The sequence below is a fragment of the Qaidamihabitans albus genome (genome assembly GCF_016464705.1).
GTDB classification, from domain to species: domain Bacteria; phylum Actinomycetota; class Actinomycetes; order Mycobacteriales; family Pseudonocardiaceae; genus Qaidamihabitans; species Qaidamihabitans albus.
Genome location: NZ_JAEHOB010000030.1, coordinates 1 through 22457, shown reverse-complemented (window position 1 = coordinate 22457; position 22457 = coordinate 1). Strand labels below are relative to the sequence as shown.

Genomic DNA, 22457 nt, shown 5'->3' with positions numbered 1-22457 from the left:
GTGCCCAGGATGACCGGGTACCTGATCTTGAGTTGGCTGACGAGGCGTCGGGCAGCCGCCGGATCCGGGCCCGCACCAGCCCGGGGCAGCGTGTCTATCAATAATCGACTGCGCGTCGACTATTGATATATCAGTCACCGGTGTACGCTAGGTCACATGGCGCGGAACGTCAATGCTCAAGAAGATGCCGGGGGGCGAGACGAGCCGCGCTCCCTGTTCGAGAGGGCCTATGTCGCCATCCGGGATCAGCTGATCACCAACCAGATCCGGCCGGGGGCGCCCGTACGGGAGGATCAGCTGAGCAGGCAGCTCGGCGTCGGGCGGACGCCCGTGCGAGAGGCGATCAAGCGTCTCGAGACCGAGCGCCTCGTCAACGTCTATCCCCGCCGGGGGGTTTTTGCCACCGACGTGCACATCACGGACCTGAGTCTGCTCACCGAGGTTCGCACGCAGCTCGAGGGTCAAGCAGCGTTGCTCGCCGCTGCTCGGGCGACTCGTGCGGAGCGCGAGGAACTCCGACATCTACTCGGCGAGATTGCGCAACGCGGCCGCAGCGCCGTCGACCAGATCGAGGTCGACAGCACGGTGCACCGCACCATCTCGCAGTGCGCGCACAACCCCTTTCTGGAAGCGAGCCTCGCCGCACACTACAACCTGATCTTGCGCATCTGGCACCTCTTCATCGACCGGCTGCCCGAGATCACCGACCACGTCGCCGAGCTGGTCCCGGTTGTCAACGCCGTGGTCGACGGCGACGGAGAGCGAGCCAGGAAGCTGGTGATCGAGCACGTCATCGGCTTCGAGCGCGCAGTGATGTCCACTCTGTAACCACCTCGGCGATGGAGTCTTCCATGAAGTGCCGTGCCGCCGTCTTGACCGCTCCGAGCACCGAGATGACGATCGAAGAGATCGAGATCGGTGAGCTCGACCCCGGCGAGGTGCTCGTCCGCATCGGTGCCGCTGGTCTTTGCCACACCGATCTCGAAGTCATCTCGGGGCAGCTTGCCTATCCGATGCCGATCGTGCTCGGACACGAGGCCGCGGGCACCATCGAGCAGGTCGGCGCGGGCGTCGATCCGCAGCGGGTGGGGGACCAGGTCGTGTTGTCCTGGAACCCCCACTGTGGGCGGTGCTTTCACTGCACCCGCGGAGATCCCATCCTGTGCGAACATTACGTCGCACTCGGACCCAAGGCTGTTCCGTTCAGCGGCCGGGCCAAGCTCCATCTCGGTGGCCGCCCGCTGCACACGATGTTCTACATGTCGGCCTTCGCCGAGTACGCCGTCGTTACCGACGCATGTGCGGTCCCCATTCCGCGGGAAGTACCGGTCGACTGCGCCTGCCTGCTCGGCTGCGGGGTCTTGACGGGGGTCGGTGCGGCGACGCGGATCGCCGGCATGCGGCATGGCGACACCGCGATGGTGATCGGCTGCGGAGCCGTCGGCCTCAGCGCGGTTCAAGGGGCCCGCCTGGCCGGAGCGCGGCAGATCGTGGCCGTTGACCTCGATGACCGCAAACTCGCCACGGCGCGCCTGTTAGGAGCCACGCATGTCGTGAACGCGCGCCACGAAGACCCGGTCGTCGCCGGGCGAGAGATCACCGAGGGACGTGGCGCGGACTGCGTCGTGGAGTCGGCCGGCAGCGAACACGCCTTCCGTGCTTCGGTCGAGGCTTGCCGGGCAGGCGGCCGCGTCGTGTGGCTCGGAAAGGTCGGAGTCAACGACGAGGTCGCATTCAGGTGGGGCTCCTTGATGGGCGAGAAGCGCTTTACTCGCTCCAGCTACGGAGGTGCGCACACCGCCACCGACTTCCCATGGCTTGCGCGAAGCTATCTGGAGGGTGAACTCAAGCTCGACGAGATGATCACCCAACGGCTCCGCCTCGACGACATCAACTCGGGCTTCGATGACCTGCGCGATGGCCAGGCGATCCGCTCGGTCGTACTGTTCGACCACTGAGCGAGCCTCGTGGTGTGTCATCGCGCTGCCGGCCAGACTTTGATCACGGACTGGCGGGTGACGCCGAGTCGCCGGGCTTCGCGGTCCAGCGCGGCGATCATCCAGGCGGGAAAGTCGACATTGACGCGTCGTTGGTCCTCCCCGGGGCGCTGTGCCTTCGCCATGTCGAGCGCTGCGGTGATGTCCCCGCCGCGGTCGAACCTCCCGTCGAACTCGTCAGCCTTCATAGATCGCTAACGCCTCAACTCGAGTCCGGCTCTCGTATTAGCCCGGTGGGCGGGCGCGTAAACACCGTTCATAGCACAGCATCGTGGGGAGTTGAACCGACTGATCGACAGCGCCCGCAGATACCGATCGTGGGGTAGCCCCGTCAAGGGGAGTTTTGGCGGCAGGTTCGTGAGTAAAGATGCTGTAGGTGGGGTGGTTGCCATCAAGATGGTGGCGTCCGCGATCGAACGTTGGGGTGATGAGGCTAGTGGGCGACCATTGCGAGTCGGGTGGTCGGTCGACGACTGGTCCGTTGACTGCTGTGTGTCTTGATCATGTCCGGCTCATGTATCACTACCTTGAGCAAGGGGACAGTGACGGGTTTGCCTCGTTGCTCGACCAGAATGTTGTTCTGTGGTACCCCGGGCGTTCGCCAGCTCGTGGCTGGCGTGCGGCCGAGAGTTATGCAGGAGTCGGGCGGGCTGCACACACCGTGTCCGCCATGTTCGCCGAGAATAATCATGTGGCTGCGGTCGGGCATGTTACCGGGACGGACGGCATAGGCAATATGATCGATGGAGACTTCGCCGACATCTACACGTTCTCGAGCAGTGGGTTGCTGGTGTCACAAAAGAAGTATTTCTTCGTCGATCCGGCGGCATCTGCTCATGCCCCGTAGTAACCCGGGCTGAACAGTCTGGTCTGATCCGACTAGGGAAATCGTGAGTTGCGGCGCGCGAATTCCGACCTCTCCTCCACGGCAGTTGGCGGATCAACCAGCAAATTACAATGTGTCATACGTCGGTGGCGCTAAGTTATACCGTCTGTGAGGTCTATGCCTTAGCGCGGGCGACCGGTATAGTCTCGGCTGTTGACGCATGTTGTGATTATATAGTTACGCAGCGTTGATCCAGTGCGGGAGGGGTGGACCTGGTGCAGCCCCGTCATCAGGCGACGCCGAACTATCGGGTTCTGGGGTCACTGGAGGTTACCAGTCTTGACGGCCAACGTCTTACTATAACACCTGGCCGACAGGAGATCGTGCTTAGTGTGCTGCCGCTGGAAGCAAACACTGTGGTCAGTATTGACCAATTGATAGACGCAGTTTGGGACGAGAAACCGCCGGCAACCGCGCGGACGCAGATACAAATCTGCATTTCTGGATTACGTGGCAACCTTGAAAAGATTGGTTTGTCGAATCGGATAATGACCCGTGTTCCAGGGTATTTTATGCAGATAGATAAAAGGCAGCTGGATGTCCATGTCTTTACCTCGATGGTGGCCGATGCGGAGACATGGGTGCAGCGTGGCCGATTGACCGAGGGGGCGGAGCTTCTTCAGCAGGCTCTGCAGTTGTGGCGTGGGCAGGCGCTGTCTGGAATGACCAGCCAGCGGCTTTTGGCGGTGGCCGCACAGTTGAATGAGCGACGGCTGGCCGTGCTTGAGTCGCGGATCGACCTCGACCTGCAGCTTGGGCGGGAGGCGAAGCTGGTCGGCGAGTTCAGCGCCCTTGTTGCCATGCATCCGCTGCGGGAGCGGCTACGCGGCCAGTTGATGCTGGCCTTGTATCGGGCGGGCAGACGATCGGAGGCATTGGACGCCTACCGCACCGGGCGTGCCCTGCTCGTCGACCAGATCGGGCTCGAGCCGGGGGAGGAGCTTCGGCAGTTGGAGGCGGCCATCCTCGCTGGTGATGCGAGCCTCCGCTGGTCCGCCGGCCACCGCACCGGCGGCGAGCACGCGCATGCCGAAGTCACCGCTGCGCCGCCGCCGCCCGAGGACGAGCACGACGCCGACCCGGTGGCTATGGTGCCGTTCCAGCTGCCCACCGACATTGCGGATTTCTCCTGCCGGGAAGAGCCGCTCGACCAGGTGGAGCGCGAACTTCTCGCTGAGCAGGGTGGTTCTGCCACCAGGGTGGTCGTGCTGACCGGCAAGCCTGGTGTGGGAAAGAGCGCACTTGCCGTGCATGCCGCACATCGGCTCGAGGAGCGGTTTCCCGACGGTCAGCTTTATCGTGATCTTGGTGGCACGAGCGCACGGCCTGCGACTGTGTCGGATGTGCTCGGCCGGTTTCTGCGTGCCATGGGGGTGCCGGGTGCGACGATCCCGGACGACGTCGACGAGCGGGCCGAGATATACCGGAACTTGTCGGCGCACAAGAGAATGTTGGTGCTGCTCGACGACGCGTTCACGGAGAGTCAAGTGCGTCAGCTGCTGCCCGGTAGCGGGAGTTGCGCGGTGATCATAACCAGTCGGGCGCGGCTCACCGGGCTGCCTGGGGCGCGGGTGCTGGATCTTGACGTCTTCGACAACGACCAGTCCGTGCGAATGCTGGCCACGGCGAGCAGGCGCGGAGGCGGTTGGCGGATGCGCAGGCAAAGTTGCGGCGGTTCCAGGATGCGATCGGCGCCGGGATCGGCACGCACCCTCGTGCCGTCCTCACCCGCACTGGATGATCACCCAAAGAACGTCTACCTGCCCGAATCGGCCGTTCTCGAACCCCTCAACGAGTGGATTGGCGGTCTCTTCGACCCCACCAACGTCGACCGCACCGTAGCCGCGCTGGTGGCGTCCCAGGACACGACGCAGCGGCAACAGCCGCGCGAGGTGCTACAGGCGCGCCTCACCGACGCTGAGACGCGGCTACGTCGCCTCACCGACGCTGTCGCCGCAGGGGCCGACCCGGCTGCCTTCGTGGACGCGATCAACAACGCGCAAGCCCAGCGGGAAGCCGCCCGCGCCGAACTCGACGGGGCTCGGCCATCCGACGCGCTGAGCGAAGCGGAGATCTACGCCATGATCAACTATCTCGGCGACATCGGGACAGCCATAGGCGACGCCACTCCGGAGAGGCTCCAAGCGCTGTACGAGTCGTTACGGCTGGAGATGACCTACGAGCACAAGGAAGAGGCGGTATTCGCCACGATCCGACCGGGGCGTAGGGATTGTGCTGGTGTCCGAGGGGCGACTTGCGCACTAACCACACGGCTTCAGCTCCCAAGTAATGTGACTTGAGCGCGCTTCCAAAGCGCCGCTGGCCAGTTCCAAACCCTCCCGCCGTCCCAGCAAGGTGTCCCGCACACTCCGGCCTGAGACCATCCGCGACCTGCGCGAGTATGACAAGAACGGTCATAAGACAGCCGGAGCTTTCCTGGCCCAAACATCCCCGACCGCCCGGGAGGTAACGCGGAACCGAACCGGGCGGCCAGGACAGGCGTTGACGACGGACTGGACTACAGTCACGAGAGATTTGCCATGAGGCGCCTGTCCTGGCCTGACATGAGCAGCCGCAGCCCTCGCCTTCGAAACACAGACTTGATAGCGATGCTCTAACGAAAGAGTCGTGGTGGCGATGCACGACGCCGAGGCATTCCGTCGCAGATAGTCGTCCCCTCCGGCTTCAGCAGCTGCTCGTGGACCTCCGTCGCGTCTGGCGAGCGGGGCACCACGAGCGCGTCGGGGCGCCAGGTGGGCACCAGTCGAACGCCTCTACGGCACCTTCGTTGCAAAAATGAGTCTGTCAGTCCCGCAACCACGCCCGGATCTGTTCGAGCCGTTCAACCTACTATGCGGCAAGCTGGCCGAGGACCTGTATCTGTGGCCACGACCCCGTTCGATCAGCAACTTGAACCGGGCTACGGCTACTCCTATCCGACCTTGACCCGGCAGTTGCGTGAGCGGGTTTGCGTCCGGCGTGCGAACCGTGCCGACCGGCGAAGGGATGTGCGGCCGCGGTCGTCGAACACGCCCGCCGGGGATGATTGCTGCGGGCCGTGGTTCCCGGGGCGGCACAGATTGGGCTTGTTGAACATCGGTCGGCTGTCCCGGAGCACGGAATCGGCCGTGCCCCAGGACAGTCAGAGGCCCAAGGCGCGCTTCTACGTGCGTTTCAGCTCCGGGGCAGTCGGCAATTGCTAGCCGGGTGTAGCAGCCTGCCGAACATCGGAAGTCCGCCGTTGCAGTACTAGGACGCGTGGTTGAAGTCGTCCGGCGTGTAGCCGTGTGCCGCGAGTTTGGTGCGCCGGACCACCACCCAGGCCTTTTTGCCAAGGTAAAATCCGAGCTGCGTTGCCGCCTTGCGTTCTGACAGCCACGTGCCGACGAGCACGACTAGATCGTGCTCGCTCAAGACGTGCGGCTTAGCTTGCCGGGCTCTCCTCAGTGGATCATCGCGAGTGGTGGCCACCGTAGCGATGCTCGCTCGAGGGATAATCGTCTCCGGCAGGTAACCGAATAACACCGTTACACGCTTGCGCACCCCATCAGAGCCGAACACAACCCGAAGCTGCTCAGTGGTCAGTGACCGTAGCGGCTCGGCCGGAAGCTCGTTCCACGGCGCAACTTCTAGCGCGTAGTTCGCGAGGCCTTCCGCCAGTGGCGATCGTTTCAGGTCCTGGTTGCCCTTTCCTCCGCCGAGCCAAGCCCGGTGCGTGCGCATGAGCAGCGCCCTGAAGCGGTGCTTCCGGGCGTCGATCCGGATCAGAAGGGTGACCTGGCACTGGCCTTCGCGCGGGATCATCCAGCTCGACCCGACGGTACCTTTGATCTCGACTGGGATGCCCATGATTTTCGTGTCCAGGGGCGGTTCCTTCAGTAGCTTCAGCTGCACAATGACGTGGTACTGGAGCTTCGTGCCCACCGACGAACGTTCGTCGGAATCGACCTCTGGGCTCGTGAGGTCAAACCTGAAGGTCCGTGCGCCATCCAGTATGTAACGAATAGCGTCGTCGACAGCGGAGCGCAGGAGGTCAACGATCGGCTGCAGGCACGCGAGTTCTACGGCGTCGACGAANGAGGTCAAACCTGAAGGTCCGTGCGCCATCCAGTATGTAACGAATAGCGTCGTCGACAGCGGAGCGCAGGAGGTCAACGATCGGCTGCAGGCACGCGAGTTCTACGGCGTCGACGAAAGCGCGCGGCTCAACGTGGGCGCCGAGCTGCTGGTCGGCGGGCTCGCGCAGGTGCTCACGTCGTGGCTCAGCGGGGAGCTGGCGCTGAGTGAGACCGAGATCGTCGAGCAGTGCACCGACATCTTCGTCGGCGTCGCCACGGCTCCGTGAGTCGCGGCCGGTTCCGGGTGTCTCGCCGCTCAGGACAGGACGCCGCCCTCGTCGAACCAGCGGATCGCGTCCTTGAGTCCCACCTCGCGGATCTTCTGCCGCATCATCTCGTGCTCGGGAACGGTGTGGGCGATCGCGTCCCACTCCGCGCCGTACAGGAACGCGGTACGGAAGCCCTGGGTCTCCATCACCCGGTTGAGAGCGAGTTTCTTGAGACGGAGCAGCGAAGCCGGCGTGCGCGCGATCCGGCTCGCGAGCGCCGACGCCTCGGCGGCGAGGTCGCCGGCGACCACGGCCCTGTTGGCCCAGCCCAGCTCGGCGGCCTCGGTACCGCTGAGCGCGCTGCCGACCACATAGGACAGCTCCCGGGCCCGCTTCATGCCGACCAGCCACAGGCTCACGGGACTCAGCAGCCCACCGCCGAGCGGCACGCTCGGCCAGGCGATCGTGGCGTCCTCGGCGACGAGGGTGATGTCGGCGCAGACGCACAACATTGACGCGCCACCGACGCAGTGCCCGTGCACCGAGGCGATGACAGGCTTGTCGAGATCCCAGATCGCCAGCCAGCGTTCGAGATTGCGGCGCAGCCGTCGCCAGTCCTGAAAGGTGTCCTGGCTGTCCGAATAGAATGTTTCTGGCCCCATGGGGCGCTGGACGTCGTAGCCTACCGAGAAGGACCGGCCCCGCCCGCGCAGGATCACGCAGCGCGTGGTGTCGTCGTCGGCGATCCGTTCCACCGCGCGCGAGAACTCGTCGAGCATCTCCGCGTTGAACGCGTTCAGCTTCTCCGGACGGTTCAGGACCAGCTCGGTCACGCCGTTGTCGCTCCTGACGACCTCGATCAGTGTCACGTTCGCGGTGTCCTTCCTTGCGTGAGCAGGTCCTCGGTGAGATCACGTAGCAGCACCATGTGCCGGGTGTGGAAGTGCAGACCGAGCTCCCATGTCATGCCGATCCCGCCGAACACCTGCGTGGCACTCTCCGAGACGACCAGGCAGCGCCGGAACACCAGCCGCAGCGCCTGCGGCGCCGGACCGGCCTCGTTCGCCGCCCATACGGTCGCGGTCAGTCCCTCCTGATGCGCCAGGTGACTGTCGGCGAGCAGGTGCTTGACGGCCTGGAACCGCCCGATCGGCTGCCCGAACTGCTCCCGGACCTTGGCGTAGGCCACCGCTTCCCGCAGCAGCCTGCCCGCGGAGCCGACCGCTTCCGCGGCCCACAGCACCGACAGCCACCGGCGAACCTCCGCGCCGAGCGATCCGGCGGGCACCTCGATGGCCGCCATCCGTAGCGTGGGAGCGAAGCCGTCGCAGGGCTTGGGCTCCACGTCCCCGGGAAGGTTCGGCACGGCGACGTCCGGGTAGCCGCCGTAGACCACTCGCGCTCTCACCGGGGCCGAACGGCGGGTGACGGCGACGGCCAGCGGCCGGTCGTGACCATCCCCGTACCCGCCAGGCCCGCGCAGGACGATCGAGGTCGTCACCGGTATGGGCACAAGGTGGCTGCCGAGCACCTGGGCGATCTCGACCAGATCCCGCAGCGGCAGGCCGAACCCGTCGTCCTCCTCGCCTGCGGCGAGCCGGTCCCAGCCGCCGGACCGGAGTACGTCCCAGGCTCCGTCGACCCCGCTCACCGCATAGTCGGCGATCGGCCGCCCGCCGACGAGCCTGGTCAGGGCCTCGTCGAGTGCGCGGGCGCCTTCTACGGCCACCGCGCTCGGCAGCACGTGTGCCACGCCGGTCATCTCGGTAGTCCCAGTACCCGCTCGGCGATGACGTTGCGCTGGATCTGGGTCGAGCCGGAGAAGATGGTCGCGGCCCGGCTCTCCAGATACTGTCGCTGCCACATCAGTTCGTGCGCCGGGCAGCCGAGGCCGAGACCGTAGGCGGTGAGGGCCTGCCAGGTATGGCTCCACATCAGCTTCGAGACCGAGCCGGCCGCCCGGTCCTCGATACCGGCCAGCGCGTTCCCGAGGCTGCGCATCGAGTGCCAGCGAACGGTCTCCACCCGCGCGCACACCTCGTCGAGCTCCGGATCGCAGCTGCCGGATGCGCAGCACTCGCGCAGCACGGCCGCGGCGCGCGACATCGCTGTGTACCGCGTGATCGCCTCGATCGGTCCACGTTCGTCGGAGAGGACGGCCATCGCCATCCGCCAGCCGCCGGTCTCACCGCCGACCAGGTCGCGCTCGTGCACCACGGCGCCGTCGAAGTGCACCTCGCTGAACGTGGTGTCGCCGGTGATCCGGGTGATCGGCCGGACGTCGACCCCGGGCTGGCGCATGTCGAGCAGGAACATCCCGAGGTTGCGATGCCGCGGCGCCCGCGCCGACGTTCTGGCCAGCAGCAGGCACCGGTTGGCGTGATCGGCGAACGACGTCCAGATCTTCTGCCCGCTGATCCGGTACAGCTCGCCTGCCCGTTCCGCGCGGGTGCCAACGTTCGCGAGGTCCGAACCGGCACCGGGCTCGGAGAAACCCTGACACCACACCTCGTCGCCGCTCAGGATCGGTTGCAGGTAGCGTTGCCGCTGCTCCGGCGATCCGTGCTTGATCAGCAACGGGCCGGCGAGGATGCGGCCGATCCTGCCGTAGCCCTCCGGAGCGCCCGCGCGCGCCGCCTCCTCGTGGAAGACGTACTCCTCCAGCACGCTCAGGCCACGCCCCCCGAACTCCACCGGCCAGGTCAGGCCCGCGAGACCCGCGTCGTAGAGCTTGCGGTCCCACTCCCTGCGCACGGTGACGTCGTCGAGGGCGCCCTCAGCGAGCCCGGCCACGGCGGCGGACAGCCATTCCCGGACGGCGGCGCGGAACACCTCGCCCGTGCCCGTCACCCGGCCGCTCATGCCGCGGCCCGCCCTACGTTGTCCACAATGGTGTGACAGGCTCGCACGTACTGCTCGGCGGCCAGTCCCACGCCTGCCACCTGGAAGACGAGTTCGGTCACCCCACGGCGGCCGAGCTCACGTTCGAGCTCAGCCACCCGGCCGGGCAGGGAGCCCGGCGTGCCCACGAGGCAGAAGTCGTCGACCATCTCGTCCGGAACCAGCCCGGCCAGCTCGTCGAACGACATCGCCGGATCGGCGCGGAAACGCTCCCGCACGAGCGTGGTGACCGGCTCCCACCTCGTCCCCTCCGTCACCCTCCGATAGCTCGGGGTCGTGAAGTAGAACGCCAGGTTGGTCCGGGCCCTCCTGCGGGCCTCGGCCTCGTCGTCGGCCACGGAGGTGACCCGCCACGCCGCGATCCACGGCCTCGTGCCGTCCGGGCGTCCTGACGAGGCGATCGCGGGCAATGCCACGTCGTCCAGGTAGCCGAGGAGGGAGACCAGGGGGTGCAGGGCGACACCGTTGCAGTGCCGCGCCGACAGCCGCAGCATCACCTCGTTCACGCCCGACCCGACGACCTCGATGGGTGGCAGGCCATCGAGCTCCACGCTGCGCAGCCTGCCGGGAATCTTCGCCTGGTAGAAGGGCCCTTCGTAGGCGAGGCCGTCCTCGGCCGCCCACACGGCGCGCAGCAGGTCCGCGTAGTCACCGAGCCGGGAACCGGCGTGATCGAAGTCGTCGATGCCGTAGCGGCGGGTGCGCATTCCCTTGGTGCCCGCACCGAGGCCGAGCGCGAACCGGCCTCCGGTCGCGATGTGGGCGTCGGCCGCGGCCGCGGCCATCGCCACCGGCGCCCGGGTGAACGCGTAGGCGATGCCCGTCGCCACCCTGATCTCCCGCGTGTGCAGGCCGAGTGTCACCGCGCGCACGATCGCGTCGCGCGGGGTGGACTCGGTGGTCCAGAGGCGGTAGAAGCCCGCGGCCTCGGCCGCCTTCGCCACGGCGACCAACGGCTGGAAGACGTTCGTCGCGAGCACCAGAGCGCGTTTCATCTGGCTTCCTTCCCGATCATCGGATGGCTACCGGGTTGGCCGGGGAGCCCACCCCTCCCGCGATCGCCAGCGGGGTCGACACGAAGAAGAAGGTCCAGCGGTCCTCACCCGCGCAGCGCCGCGCCAGCTCGTCGAAGTCGAACAGCTCCCCGAGCGGGATCCCGAGCTGGACCAGAACGCGCCGGTGCAGGCTGCCCACCCTGGGATCGCCTGGCGCCGACTCGACGGCGGGATTGTCGGCCGCCACCGCGCCCACATGCCAGTCCCACAGCAGCGCGGCCGTCGACTCGGCCGCGGAGAGCCCGATGAACGCCGGCCTGCCGCCCGCCTCGGCCAGCACGGCCCGCTGTGCGTAGGACGCCGACTTGTAGCGGGCGGCCCAGCCCGTGCGGACGCACAGGATGTCACCGGGCCGGACTGTCACCGTCTGATGTGCGGCCACCGCGCGCAGCTCGGCCGCGGTGATCGCCCGCTCGCCGAAAGGGTCCACACCACCGCCGGTGTGCTCGAGGTAGGCCGCGACGTCGAGCAGGACGCCCCTGCCCATGATGCCCTGGTGTGCCCAGTGGTCGATGCCGAGCCGGTCGCCCATCTCCGGAGGGTCCTCGGTCACCCCGCCGTAGAAACCGAACTCGCGGAACCGCACGTGCCGGAAACCGTCCCACTGGGTCGCGCGCTGGGGGTAGAAGCAGTCGAGCCGGTCGTCCCAGCTGTTGCGCCCGGTCCGTACCACCTTGTGGATCAGCGGGCTCCGGCCGTACAGGGGAGGATCGGGCAGTGCGGGCGGCAGTTGCAGGCTGACGCGCTCGCCGTTGCGCACCTCGGTGGCCGCGCGCGCGATGCGTTCGGGGGTCACGTTGTTGAGCGCGCCGAGGTTGTCCTTCGGGCCGTACACGCCCCAGCTGTGCCGCTCCGACCAGCCCTCGAAGACCGGTAGCTCGGCGAACGCGGGGAGCCCCATCCCTTCGCCGCTTCTCGCTTCCGCCGGTGTGCCGGTCGGAGTTGTTTCCACGAATGACGCCCCCTTCGGTTCGCTCGAAGCAACCGAACAAATGATAGTGTTATCCGAACAACGGTTCGTACAACGACGTTAACAGGACCGTCTCCGGGCCGTCTAGTGTTCTTCCGGAGAGTTCCTGAACGCGACGGGCCGGGAAAGGGGAGACGACGTGCCGGATGAGCTCGCCAGCAAGATCGTGGCCGCGAAGTCCACGAAGCGTGCCACCAAACAACTGATCTACGAACATGCTCTCCGGCTGTTCGCGACGCAGAGCTACGCGAAGACGGGCCTGCGCGACATTGCCCAGGCGGTGGGTGTCGAGGTCGCCAGCCTCTACACCCACATCGACGGCAAGAACGCGCTGCTCTTCGATCTGATGGACTACGGGACCCGGGACCTGTTGCAGCGGCTCACCTCCGCCATCGAGGACGTCGGGCCGGACCCACTCGCCCGGCTGTACGCGCTGGTGCGGGAGCACGTCGCCGTCACCTGCCGCAGGCAGAACCAGACGCTGGTCGCCTTCAACGAGATCCGGGAGCTCAAGGCGCAGCAGCGGAACAAGATCATCCCGTTGCGCGAGGAGATCGAGAGCCTCTACATCGGCGCGGTGGACGAGGCGATCGCCGGTGGCCGGATGCGTCCGGTCAACGTGCGGATCACGGTCTACGGGATCCTGGCGATGGGCCGCGGTGTCGCGACCTGGTACCGCCCCGACGGGCCGCTGACCCCCGAACAGGTCGGCAGCGAGTACGCCGACCAGGTGCTGCGCGGGCTCATGACCACCGCGTCGCTGGCCAGGTTCGGCGACCAGCCGATCGAACTCTCGGACCTCCTCGAAGCCACGCATGACGAACCAGACCTCTCGTGAGTGCGCACGCGAGTTAGAACACTGTTACGCACTCACGACCGGTGAGCTGGGGCCGGGAGCGCGACCGCGTCGAGCACGCGGACTCCCCGGTCGTGGATCCGCACGGGGTTGCATTCGAGCATCGTGTAGCCCTCGGCCACGTAGGCACCGGCAAGCTGGTCCAGCAGCCGGATGAGCTCCTCGCGCTGGGCCGCATCGATCCCGCGCACACACTGCCCGACGAAGCGGCCGATCTCGGCGGGCGTCGCGGGCCAGCCCAGGAACCCGACGTTCCGGCGCTCCTCGACATCCGTTCCGCCTTCGCCGAGGGTGACGATCGTTCCCGTCGGCTGCTCGCTGATGCTGAGGAAGATGTCCCTGCCCGGTGGTGCCAGCTCTTCCAGCAACAGCGTCGGCAACGGGACTCCGTGCCCGGCGGCCGCCTGCGACATCGCGGCCTCCGCGTCCCGCAGTCGCTCGACGCTGCGCACGCCGAGGGCGACGAGGCCCGCCTTGCTCTTGTGCGTCACCCCGGGGCTCATACCCTTCAGGACAGCGGCCTCGAACGGCAGGGCCGTGGGCGTGTCGCCCGGAGCGTAGGTCACCGCGCGCGGAACCGGGATGCCGTGCGTGGCGAGCGTGGCCTTGATCCGATGCTCGTCGAGAGCCGTGACGGCAGGCTCTTGCCCGCTCCGTCCGCCGGGGGCGGGCTCTGGCCGCTTGTCCGCCGGTTCGCGCGCGCCGGGATGCGTGCGCAACCACGGACCGAGGCCGTCGAGGCTGTGCTCCAGGTTCGGGCAGGCCAGAACGTTGTCGGTGTGCCGGTGGGCCTCGACGACCTCTGAGGTGACAGCGGAGTAGGTCAGCTGCGTGACGACCACCGGTTTGCCCGCCCTGGCCGCGGCCGAGGCCACCAGTTCGAGCAGCCGCTGGTGATCGGGCAGCGAGCCGGAGGGCAGTCCCAGTGACGGCACGTAGACCGCGGCGCCGACGTCAGGGTCGCCGAGCACGCGTTCCACGGCCGTCGCGAACTCGTCCGGTTTCGACAGCGCCTGGCCACCGAGATCCAGCGGGTTGGCCGGGTCGAGGATCCCGGCGAGCCCGGTGATGGCCTCCCGCGTCGCGGGCGCATAGGGCCGTAGTTCGATGTCCCGGTCTGCGGCCGCGTCGGCGATGATGCCCACCGCGCCACCGGATGCGGCGAACACCGCCAGGTTGGTCCCGGCCGGGCTGCCGAAGCGTTCGTGCAGGGCGAGGGCGGTGAGCAGCCCGCCCATGGACGCCACCTGCTGGATGCCGAGCTGCGCGAGCAGACCCGATGCGGTCGCGTAGTCGCCCGCGAGCGCACCGGTGTGGGTGGCCGCGGCGCGTGCCCCCGCCTCGCTCTTTCCGGTCTTCAACGCATAGATCGTCTTTCCGCGCTCGCGTGCCGCGCGGACGGCGGCGCTGAAGCCCGCCCAGCGTGGTGTCGCCTCGAGCATCAGCCCGATCTGGTCGACCTCGGCCGAGTCCGCGAGTGCCTCGATCCACTCGGACACCCCGACGGCATGACCGTTTCCGATGGACGCGGCGTGCGCGAGCCCGGCTCCGTAGGCGGACAGTGCGGCGAGGCTTCCACACACCAGGCCACCGCTCTCCATGATGAGCGAGGTCCTGCCGTGCCCGATCTCCCACGGCACCGGGGCGCCGAATGCGTACGCGCCGCACGCACGGCTGATCACGCCGAGCCCGTTGGGGCCGAGGAGTGCCATTCCCGCCTCGTCGGCGATGGCGCGCGCCTTGGCCTCCACCTCCATCCAGTGTGGTTCCCGGGTTTCGGCGAGCCCGCTGGTGAGAGCGACCAGACCAGCGGCGCCGACGCTCGCGGCCTCGGCCACGACGTCCACGAAGTGGTCCCTGGCCACGGCGACGACCACGAGGTCGGCGGGTGGTGCCTCGCTCAGCGACGGATAGCAGGGCAGGCCCCGCACGGTCGTCACCCGGGGATTCACCGGGATGACGACACCGTCGTAGCGATGCCTGGCGAGGTTCTCCAGCACGGTACGGCCGTAGAAGTTGCGCTCCGAGGCGCCGACGACGGCGATCGATTCGGGAGCCAGCACGCGCCGCAGAGACTCGGCTCGCTGATGACGGTCCATTTCGCCTCCGGATCAGTGGTCACGACAGGTTTCGGCGTGCTGCGGGTCACGGTCGCCCCGCCTTGCCGCGGGAGCTGGACTGCTCGCCCGCCTTGCGCCTGCCGCGCACGGACTTGCCGAGCAACGGCACCAGCAGAGCCAGGGCGGCGAGACCAAGCAGGGTGCCTGAGACGGGACGGGTCACGAAGATGGCGGGATCTCCGTTGGAGATCAGCATCGCCTGACGGAACGAGGTCTCCATGATGGGGCCGAGCACGAAGGCCAGCACGAGCGGCCCTGGTTCGAGACCGGACTTGCGCATCAGGTAGCCGAGCGCGCCGAACGCCAGCACGACATACATGTCGAAGACGTTGTTGCGGACGCTGAACACCCCGATCATCGTGATCAGGACAGTCAGTGCCGCGAGCACTCCCACCGGGACTTTCAGCAGCTGCACGAAAACCCCGACGAGCGGCAGGTTCAGCACCAGCAGCACGACGTTGCCGAGCACCATCGAGGCGATCACGCCCCAGAAGATGTCCGGGTGGGACGAGATGAGCTCCGGCCCGGGTGTAACGCCCTGCAGGAGCAGGGCGCCGAAGATGAGTGCGAGCACACCGTTCGACGGCAGGCCGAGCGTCAACAGCGGGATGAACGCCGATGTCGACGACGCGTTGTTGGCCGTCTCCGGTCCGGCCACCCCCTGGATCGCTCCGCGACCGAACGTGTCCGGGTGTTTGGAGACCCGTTTCTCCAACCCGTAGGACGTCAGGGACGACACCACGCCGCCACCGCCGGGCAGGACCCCGATCAGGAATCCCAGCAGCGAGCCACGGGTGATGGCCCCGGACGACGTCCGCAGGTCGGCGCGCGTGGGCAGGATCCGGCCCACCTTCGCGCGATCGACCTCCTTGCCTGCCCGGCCTTCCAGATTGAACAGCACCTCGCCGATACCGAACAGGCCCATCGCGATCGGCACGAAGTTCAGGCCGTCGCGCAGGTCCTCGATCCCGAGGGTGAACCTGGCGCCCCCGGTGATCGGGTCCGTGCCGACGAGCGCGAGGAAGAGTCCGAGCAGCGCCGAGACGATGCTCATGCTGAACGATCGCGTGCCGAGGTAGGTCACCAGCAGCAGTCCTACGGCGGCGAGCGCGACGTACTCCGGTGGCCCGAAGCCGACCGCGATGTCCGCCAACGGCGGTGCGATCAGCACCATGCCGACCACCGCGACCAGCCCGCCGATGAACGAGCCGATCGCGGAGATCCCGAGTGCGGCGCCCGCGCGCCCCTGCCGGGCCATCTCGTAGCCGTCGATGGCGGTGACCACGGACGCCGCTTCACCGGGCAACCGGAGCAGCACCGACGTGATCGTGCCGCCGTAGTAAGCGCCGTAGTAGATGCCCGCGAGCATGATGATCGCGGTGGCGGAGTCGAGCCCGAACGTGATGGGCAGCAGGAGCGCGATGGTCGCCGCGGGGCCGAGCCCCGGCAGGACGCCGATGATCATACCGAGCGAGACGCCGATGACGACGTAGAGCAGGTTCGCCGGCGCGAACGCGACGGAGAACCCGTCCAGGAGGCTGCCGAGTACGTCCATGCCGGCTACCGCCCCCCGAGCAGGATGTCAGCGGGAAACGGAACGCCCAGCACCGGAACGAACAGGACGTAGAACACCGCGGTGGCGACCGCGGCGAGAGCGACCGATATCCACCGGCCCTGGCGGCCCAGCACGTTCAGCCAGAAGAACGCGAGCAGGAACCCGGGAAGGGTGAGTCCGAAGAGGCTGAACGCCCAGATGAACACGTAGAGGCTCAGCAGCGCCGGAACGACGAGCAGCGACCGCGGGCAGAACCGTTCCTGCTCGGTGTCCTCCAGCCGCCTGGTCAGCGTCGCCACCGACGCGACGACGAGCGCGACACCGATCACCAGTGGCCACATCCCCGGACCCGGCTCAGCCCAGGAACCGAGTGAGAGGGCCGTCGAGTGCAGGATCACCGCCGCACCGGAAAGCAGGCACACCACGCCGACGAGCCGGTTACTCGTCCACTTCGGTCGCTCCGTACCCGCGGGCTCGGCCATGGGCGCTGCTTTCGTGACGATCAACTATTTGCCTTCGAGGATCGGACGGTACGCCGCATCCGTGTCGTCCAGGTACTGGACGAGCTCATCTACTGTCTCGGCCCCTTCCGTCACGAACCGGTCCCCGACGGTCTTCCGGAACTGCTCGTCCTGAGGAGCCTTGTTGATCAGCTCGGCCAGCGTGTCGACAATTGCCCTGTCGGTGCCCTCGCGTACACCGACGAGGTACGGCGAGGTGGAGTAGATGGCGTCTTCGAAGCCGAGCTCGGCGAAGGTCGGCACGTCCGGCAGGTAGGGGAGCCGGTCGGGGGTGCCCACGCCGAGCAGCCTGATCTCGCCCTTGTCGGCACGGGCCAGCAGATCGTTTGTCAGGTTGATCTGCAGGGCGTCGACGTTGCCGCCGAGCACGGCGGTCAGTGCTTCCGCGTTGCCCGGGAACGGCACGGGTTTGAACGGCACGGCTTTCGGTCCCGTGCCGAGCTGTTCGACCGCGATCTGCCCTGGTGTCGTCGCGCCCGCCGTCGCCACCGAGACCGTGCCGGGTGACTGCCGGGCCGCCTCGAACAGGTCCTCGGCCGTGCGTGCGTTCGAGTCCCGGCCCACCACGAGCGCGGACGGGAAGGCCGCGACATTGGCGACGGGGGTGAACGTGTGCCGGTCGTACTCGACGTCCTCGACGATCGGCGTGATGACGTTCGCGCCCTGACCGATGTTGAACAGCGTGTACCCGTCGGCGGGCTGGTTCATCGCATACCGCATGGCGACGGCTCCCGACGCGCCTTCTCTGTTCTCGACGAGAACGGTCTGACCCGTCTCCTTCTGCAGGAACTCGGCCAGGGCGCGCATCGTGAGGTCGCTGACGCCGCCCGCGGTGTAGGGAACCACGATCGTCACCGTCTCGGACGGATACTCCCCGGTACCGCCACCGCCTGCGGTGGTCGACGCGCAGGACGCCGCCATCAGCGCCACGCAGGCCGACAGTGCGGTGATGATTCTTCTCCGGCCCCGGCCCAAACGGATGGCCTTGTCCGACTTCATGGCACTCCTTCGACGTAGGGAATCCGGTGCTCTCTCGCGTGTGGGATGTCGGTCAGCGTGCGTCGGAGCGGATGCGTGCTCCGGCCAGGAAACGCAGCAGCACCCTGTTGAACGGGGTGGGCGTCTCCCAGTTGGCCGAGTGGCCGACCTCGGGGAACACCACGGTGCCGCAGCCGTCGATGTGCCGGGCGATCAACCGCATCACCGGCGGCGGGAGATAGAGATCGGAGTCGCCGGTGACGAGCAGCGTTCGCGGCCTCAGCGTGGCGAGCCTGTCCCAGGTGATCTCGTTCGCGACGACGTGGCGGTACGCCGAGCCCGTCAGGCGGGCTCTGTCGGCGATGGCGCGCCACTGCCGGAGCCCATCCGGGTTCGCCGCGCGGTACGAGGGGCTGAGTTCCTTGAAGTAGGTCGGCAGGGCGTTGAACTCGGGAGGCCGCAGGCCGCCGGTGAGTGCCAGGTACTCGGGATCCCGGATCGCCATGAAACTGCTGACCACCGTGAAGCTGCGCACCCGTGCCGGATGCAGGAGTGCGTAGTCGGTCGCGTAGTAGCCCCCGAGCGCGGCGCTGACCAGATGGAACGTGTCCAGCTCCAGGCGCTCGACGAGGGCGTGCAGGTCGTCGGCCCCGACCGGGGCGTCGGCGTCGGCGAATGCCGAGGACCCGTAGTGACCCCGCCGGGAGTAGGCGATGACCCGGTAGCCCGCCCTGGCGAGTACGGGCTGCTGGTAGGGCCAGCTCTCGGCGCTGCCGGAGGCGGCGTGGACGAGGACGACGGCGGGGCCTTCGCCTCCCGTGTCCCAGTACCAGAGATGCCCTCCGGGGACGTCGACGGTGCCTTCGCCGACCGGCACCTGCGGGGGAATCGGTTCCGGGACCGGCGTGCCGTGGCGCCGCTCGCCGGGCTCGGCCACGGCCGTCCGGGGCACGAGCGCCGCGGCGGCGGCAGCGGAGGTGACAGCGCTCGCCCGCTTCAACAGGCCGCGCCTGGTCAGGCCGGTCGGCTCCCGATCAACCATGATCGCCTCCGCAGATGTCTCGCCGTCATTGCCGTACATCCTGCCGAACAGATGAAAGGTATATCCGAACCGCTGTTCGGACAGTGACCGTAACAGAACGGGTGGACATGACGCCAGACCCAGCGGTCCCGGGGGCCGTGAATGCGTAACAGTGTTCTAACTCGTGTGCGCACTCACGAGAGGTGACCAGGGCACTTGCCCGACATGGCGTCGGGGATGAGCTCGTCGGGCTGTACACCGTACCGGTAACGGTGTCGTCGATCTTCGCGACTTCACTGCGACGGATGCTGGCACGACCGACGCGGTGGAGAACATGGAACTGGGGTCGTTGGCCTACCTACTCGCCCAGACGGCGGCAAAAGCCGCCGGAGGCATGGCAATGCGTTCATCAACCCCACTGGTCAAGCGACTGATCAAGCAGGCACGGCCGACACCGAAGGTGATCAAGCGATTCGAGGTCTGGCAGGAAAGCCGGATCATCGAAGCACAAGAGAAGGCCGTCGCGAAGTTCCTGGCGAGCCGTGAGTGTGAAGGGCTGCTGGCGACTGCGTTCGCGACCGAACTGGCCGAGCGGCTGACCCCTGTCCGACGAAGGACTGGCACGGGTCAGCTCAGAGCTGTGGGAACTGGTCGTCGACATGATCCGGATCAACGTCAGGACCATGCGGGAGAACAGTGCCTTCACTAATTCGGACGATATCTACGTGCGGTCGCTGACCGCGTCCCGGTCACGCAGCGACGCCGGTGAACCGCTGGTTGATTCGGTGCTCAGCAGGACGGCGCTGTCCGCCGACACGGACCGCATCATGCGGGTACGCGCGCTCGCGATGTCAGCAGCTGACTTTGGATTTGACTCGGCCGTGCTGTGGAACGGGCAAGCGAAGCGTTTCGATCCGAGGAACAGAGACTTGGTAACAGCTTCGAACCAAGTTCGTTAGCTGCGCGACTCTTCCGATACATCGCCATTTCTGAGTTCGCCCATATTGTTTCAACATGGACGTGCGGAGGTGAGAGGGAAGCGTTGGCGGTGGTCGGTGCCGCTCTGCGCTCAGCATGGCCGTTCTGGTTGGAGGACACGGATGCGTCGCTTCCATGTGTGAGAGTTATTGCTGAGCAGACCTGTAGAGCGCGGGCGTGGAGAACGAAACCAAAGAAAGCTGAACAAGTGGAGCAACTCGGCGTCCTCTCAGCGCCAGTTCGGTGGCTCGAAGCCGCAGGATGGAAGCGACTAGATGCGCTGTCGAAGGCTCTTGGCCAATTCTCTCACATGGATCGCCGAACCCGGACAGTTGGTGCTCGTCGAATATTGACAAACATGGTCGCCGAAGACCAAGAGTGGCCTGAGGAAACCGCAAGAGGTCACGTTCTTGACTCTGTCGCGTATTTGCTCGCAGATGAAATTCTCTGCAGACTGAGAGGAACATCTGACCTGTTGGCTGAAGGGTTTCGCCAAACGATCATCCTTATCGATGACGACGATCACGCTGCGCAGACTGAGGCGGTCCTGAACCAGTCGCTCGCGCAACGCGGCGAGGACCTGGGCGAGCCCGTGTTTCAACATGTGCCCAAGGGTGCCACCACGGTTCCTCCTCATCTGCCCAATCTTCCACCGATCCCTCGATCGACCTAATGGGGGTTGCGATCGGCCACGTCGAGTAGTACCGGACAGAAGAAATGTCCTATAAAGATCGATGAATGACTGGATCGAAAGTGATTCGCAACTATACTCGATGTTTCTTCCCGGACTGATCGATGTTTCAGTCCTGTATATAGAATCGATCGGCTGGGTAGATCTCGTCTGCGTCGTTGCCGTGCCTCTGCGGCGGCAGGTGAGTACCGGTACGCCTTCGGGGATCGCGTAGTGAAACATTTCCGTGGGTGTCGGCGAGCAGCGTGCGTGTCTCCTGCGGTGACAGTTCCTCCCAGCGCACCTCGCGGCCGATCGCTTCGCCGATGATGCGGACCTGGTCGGCCTGGAGGTCCAACCAGCCTGGCCCGCACAGCTCGCCGCGCGGGACTGTCCGAACAACGGTGGATCTGATCTTGGTCTGACACGCCGGGCGTGAGCTTGGCGGGAAGGATCGATCATGACCGAAACACTGGACCCCGTGACCGATGATGTGGATCAGCAGCGGCTGGCGGAGCAGCTGCTCGCGCAGGCCAAGGAACAGGGCGTCGACCTGGTGGGCCGGACGGGCTGCTCAACCAACTGACGAAGAATGTGCTCGAAACCGCGCTGGACGCGGAGATGACCGAGCACCTGGGATACGACAAGCACGACCCGGCCGGCCGCGACAGCGGGAACTCCCGCAACGGCACCAGATCGAAAACGGTACTGACCGAGATCGGGCCGGTGGAGATCGAGGTGCCGCGCGACACCGACTCCTCGTTCGATCCGCAGATCGTGCGCAAGCGGCAACGCCGGTTGACCGGTGTCGATGAGATCGTGCTGTCGCTATCGGCGAAGGGCCTGACCACCGGTGAGATCGCCGCACACTTCGACGACGTCTACGGCGCGAAGGTTTCCAAAGACACCATCTCGCGGATCACCGACAAGGTCGTCGCGGAGATGACCGAGTGGGCAAACCGGCCACTGGACCGCGTGTATCCGGTGCTGTTCATCGACGCGATCCACGTCAAGATCCGCGACGGGCAGGTCACCAACCGGCCCATCTATGTCGCCATCGGCGTTACCGTCAACGGCGAACGTGACATCCTCGGCCTGTGGGCCGGAGACGGCGGCGAGGGCGCCAAGTTCTGGCTCAGCGTGTTGACCGAGATCAAGAACCGCGGCGTTGCCGATGTGTGCATCGCGGTCTGCGACGGGCTGAAAGGGCTGCCGGAGACCATCATCACGGTGTGGGAGCGGGCGGTCGTGCAGACGTGCGTCATCCACCTGATCCGCAACACCTTCCGCTACGCCTCCCGCAAGTACTGGGACGCCATGGCCAAGGACCTGCGGCCGGTCTACACCGCTCCCACCGAGGCAGCCGCCAAGGAACGGTTCGTCGAGTTCACCGGCAAGTGGGGCCAGCAGTACCCGGCGATCGTGCGGCTTTGGGAGAACGCCTGGAGCGAATTCGTGCCATTCCTCGACTACGACGTGGAGATCCGCCGGGTGATCTGCTCGACGAACGCGATCGAGTCGGTCAACGCCCGCTACCGGCGGGCGATCCGTGCACGCGGGCACTTCCCCACTGAACAGGCCGGGTGGTTTCAACTGGCCAGCGCAACACCGGGTGGATTGTT

General features: G+C 66.6%; 22 protein-coding genes and 1 pseudogene. 9 read left to right on the top strand and 14 right to left on the bottom strand.

The features are described from left to right. Window positions 1-156 precede the first annotated feature (156 nt). A complete protein-coding gene (locus JAP66_RS30975; RefSeq protein WP_199435431.1) occupies window positions 157-828 on the top strand; it encodes a GntR family transcriptional regulator in 672 nt (223 codons plus the stop codon). A 65-nt stretch (window positions 829-893) separates the two neighbouring features. Continuing rightward, on the top strand, window positions 894-1958 hold the full coding sequence (locus tag JAP66_RS30970; RefSeq protein ID WP_199435430.1) for a zinc-binding dehydrogenase: 1065 nt from the start codon (window positions 894-896) through the stop codon (window positions 1956-1958). 17 nt (window positions 1959-1975) lie between these two features. On the opposite strand, the gene brnA is transcribed toward JAP66_RS30970, so the two are convergent. Further along, window positions 1976-2185: a type II toxin-antitoxin system BrnA family antitoxin gene (brnA, locus tag JAP66_RS30965; RefSeq protein WP_199435429.1), complete on the bottom strand. Its 210-nt coding sequence runs from the start codon at window positions 2183-2185 to the stop codon at window positions 1976-1978. A gap of 239 nt (window positions 2186-2424) precedes the next feature. On the opposite strand from brnA, the gene JAP66_RS30960 reads away from it, so the two are divergent. Both JAP66_RS30960 and JAP66_RS30955 read left to right on the top strand, forming a co-directional pair. Further along, window positions 2425-2844 carry a nuclear transport factor 2 family protein gene (locus tag JAP66_RS30960; RefSeq protein WP_307849792.1) on the top strand — a complete coding sequence of 140 codons (420 nt, stop codon included), beginning with the start codon at window positions 2425-2427 and terminating at the stop codon, window positions 2842-2844. A 362-nt stretch (window positions 2845-3206) separates the two neighbouring features. Next, complete coding sequence (locus JAP66_RS30955) at window positions 3207-5183, top strand: AfsR/SARP family transcriptional regulator (protein ID WP_199435427.1); 1977 nt, start codon at window positions 3207-3209, stop codon at window positions 5181-5183. Window positions 5184-6132: 949 nt separating this feature from the next. Here JAP66_RS30955 and JAP66_RS30950 read toward each other — a convergent pair. After that, window positions 6133-6990 (bottom strand): NaeI family type II restriction endonuclease, encoded by an 858-nt coding sequence (locus tag JAP66_RS30950; protein WP_443706222.1) that lies wholly within the window; start codon window positions 6988-6990, stop codon window positions 6133-6135. 103 nt (window positions 6991-7093) lie between these two features. On the opposite strand from JAP66_RS30950, the gene JAP66_RS32835 reads away from it, so the two are divergent. Next, window positions 7094-7228, top strand: a complete 135-nt coding sequence (locus JAP66_RS32835; protein ID WP_268963345.1) for a hypothetical protein — start codon at window positions 7094-7096, stop codon at window positions 7226-7228. Between the two features lie 29 nt (window positions 7229-7257). On the opposite strand, the gene JAP66_RS30945 is transcribed toward JAP66_RS32835, so the two are convergent. From JAP66_RS30945 to JAP66_RS30925, 5 genes are read right to left on the bottom strand one after another with little or no spacing between them, the layout of a single operon-like run. Continuing rightward, window positions 7258-8079 (bottom strand): enoyl-CoA hydratase-related protein, encoded by an 822-nt coding sequence (locus JAP66_RS30945; RefSeq protein ID WP_199435425.1) that lies wholly within the window; start codon window positions 8077-8079, stop codon window positions 7258-7260. Then, window positions 8076-8972, bottom strand: coding sequence for an acyl-CoA dehydrogenase family protein (locus JAP66_RS30940; protein WP_199435424.1), 897 nt, complete (start codon window positions 8970-8972; stop codon window positions 8076-8078). The genes JAP66_RS30945 and JAP66_RS30940 overlap by 4 nt, the downstream gene beginning before the upstream one ends. After that, the gene (locus JAP66_RS30935) at window positions 8969-10072 is read right to left on the bottom strand and encodes an acyl-CoA dehydrogenase family protein (RefSeq protein WP_199435423.1); all 1104 of its coding nucleotides are present in this window, start codon (window positions 10070-10072) and stop codon (window positions 8969-8971) included. The genes JAP66_RS30940 and JAP66_RS30935 overlap by 4 nt, the downstream gene beginning before the upstream one ends. Beyond that, window positions 10069-11106, bottom strand: coding sequence for an LLM class flavin-dependent oxidoreductase (locus tag JAP66_RS30930; protein ID WP_199435422.1), 1038 nt, complete (start codon window positions 11104-11106; stop codon window positions 10069-10071). The genes JAP66_RS30935 and JAP66_RS30930 overlap by 4 nt, the downstream gene beginning before the upstream one ends. 16 nt (window positions 11107-11122) lie before the next feature. Beyond that, the gene (locus tag JAP66_RS30925; protein WP_199435421.1) at window positions 11123-12067 is read right to left on the bottom strand and encodes a cyclase family protein; all 945 of its coding nucleotides are present in this window, start codon (window positions 12065-12067) and stop codon (window positions 11123-11125) included. Window positions 12068-12275: 208 nt separating this feature from the next. On the opposite strand from JAP66_RS30925, the gene JAP66_RS30920 reads away from it, so the two are divergent. Beyond that, on the top strand, window positions 12276-12974 hold the full coding sequence (locus JAP66_RS30920) for a TetR-type transcription factor C-terminal domain-containing protein (RefSeq protein WP_199435420.1): 699 nt from the start codon (window positions 12276-12278) through the stop codon (window positions 12972-12974). 32 nt (window positions 12975-13006) lie between these two features. On the opposite strand, the gene JAP66_RS30915 is transcribed toward JAP66_RS30920, so the two are convergent. Genes JAP66_RS30915 through JAP66_RS30895 form a run of 5 tightly spaced genes read right to left on the bottom strand, consistent with a single transcriptional unit; the run spans window position 13007 to window position 19208 of the window. Continuing rightward, complete coding sequence (locus JAP66_RS30915; protein ID WP_199435419.1) at window positions 13007-15091, bottom strand: CoA-binding protein; 2085 nt, start codon at window positions 15089-15091, stop codon at window positions 13007-13009. Between the two features lie 46 nt (window positions 15092-15137). Continuing rightward, window positions 15138-16667, bottom strand: coding sequence for a tripartite tricarboxylate transporter permease (locus JAP66_RS30910; RefSeq protein WP_199435418.1), 1530 nt, complete (start codon window positions 16665-16667; stop codon window positions 15138-15140). A gap of 5 nt (window positions 16668-16672) precedes the next feature. Further along, complete coding sequence (locus tag JAP66_RS30905; protein WP_199435417.1) at window positions 16673-17149, bottom strand: tripartite tricarboxylate transporter TctB family protein; 477 nt, start codon at window positions 17147-17149, stop codon at window positions 16673-16675. A gap of 24 nt (window positions 17150-17173) precedes the next feature. After that, on the bottom strand, window positions 17174-18187 hold the full coding sequence (locus JAP66_RS30900) for a tripartite tricarboxylate transporter substrate binding protein (protein ID WP_199435416.1): 1014 nt from the start codon (window positions 18185-18187) through the stop codon (window positions 17174-17176). Window positions 18188-18239: 52 nt separating this feature from the next. Then, window positions 18240-19208, bottom strand: a complete 969-nt coding sequence (locus JAP66_RS30895; RefSeq protein ID WP_235999778.1) for an alpha/beta fold hydrolase — start codon at window positions 19206-19208, stop codon at window positions 18240-18242. 313 nt (window positions 19209-19521) lie between these two features. Between JAP66_RS30895 and JAP66_RS30890 the strand changes: the two genes are divergently transcribed. Continuing rightward, window positions 19522-19896 carry a hypothetical protein gene (locus tag JAP66_RS30890; RefSeq protein ID WP_199435414.1) on the top strand — a complete coding sequence of 125 codons (375 nt, stop codon included), beginning with the start codon at window positions 19522-19524 and terminating at the stop codon, window positions 19894-19896. Then, on the top strand, window positions 19871-20146 hold the full coding sequence (locus tag JAP66_RS30885) for a hypothetical protein (RefSeq protein WP_199435413.1): 276 nt from the start codon (window positions 19871-19873) through the stop codon (window positions 20144-20146). Before JAP66_RS30890 ends, JAP66_RS30885 begins: the two co-directional genes overlap by 26 nt. 290 nt (window positions 20147-20436) lie before the next feature. Here JAP66_RS30885 and JAP66_RS30880 read toward each other — a convergent pair whose 3' ends face one another. Both JAP66_RS30880 and JAP66_RS30875 read right to left on the bottom strand, forming a co-directional pair. Then, entirely contained in the window at window positions 20437-20769 is a 333-nt protein-coding gene (locus JAP66_RS30880) for a hypothetical protein (RefSeq protein WP_199435412.1), read from the bottom strand. A 196-nt stretch (window positions 20770-20965) separates the two neighbouring features. Then, window positions 20966-21193, bottom strand: coding sequence for a hypothetical protein (locus JAP66_RS30875; protein WP_199435411.1), 228 nt, complete (start codon window positions 21191-21193; stop codon window positions 20966-20968). 102 nt (window positions 21194-21295) lie between these two features. Here JAP66_RS30875 and JAP66_RS30870 point away from each other — a divergent pair. After that, window positions 21296-22457 (top strand): annotated as a pseudogene (locus JAP66_RS30870) (IS256 family transposase); the annotation flags it as partial.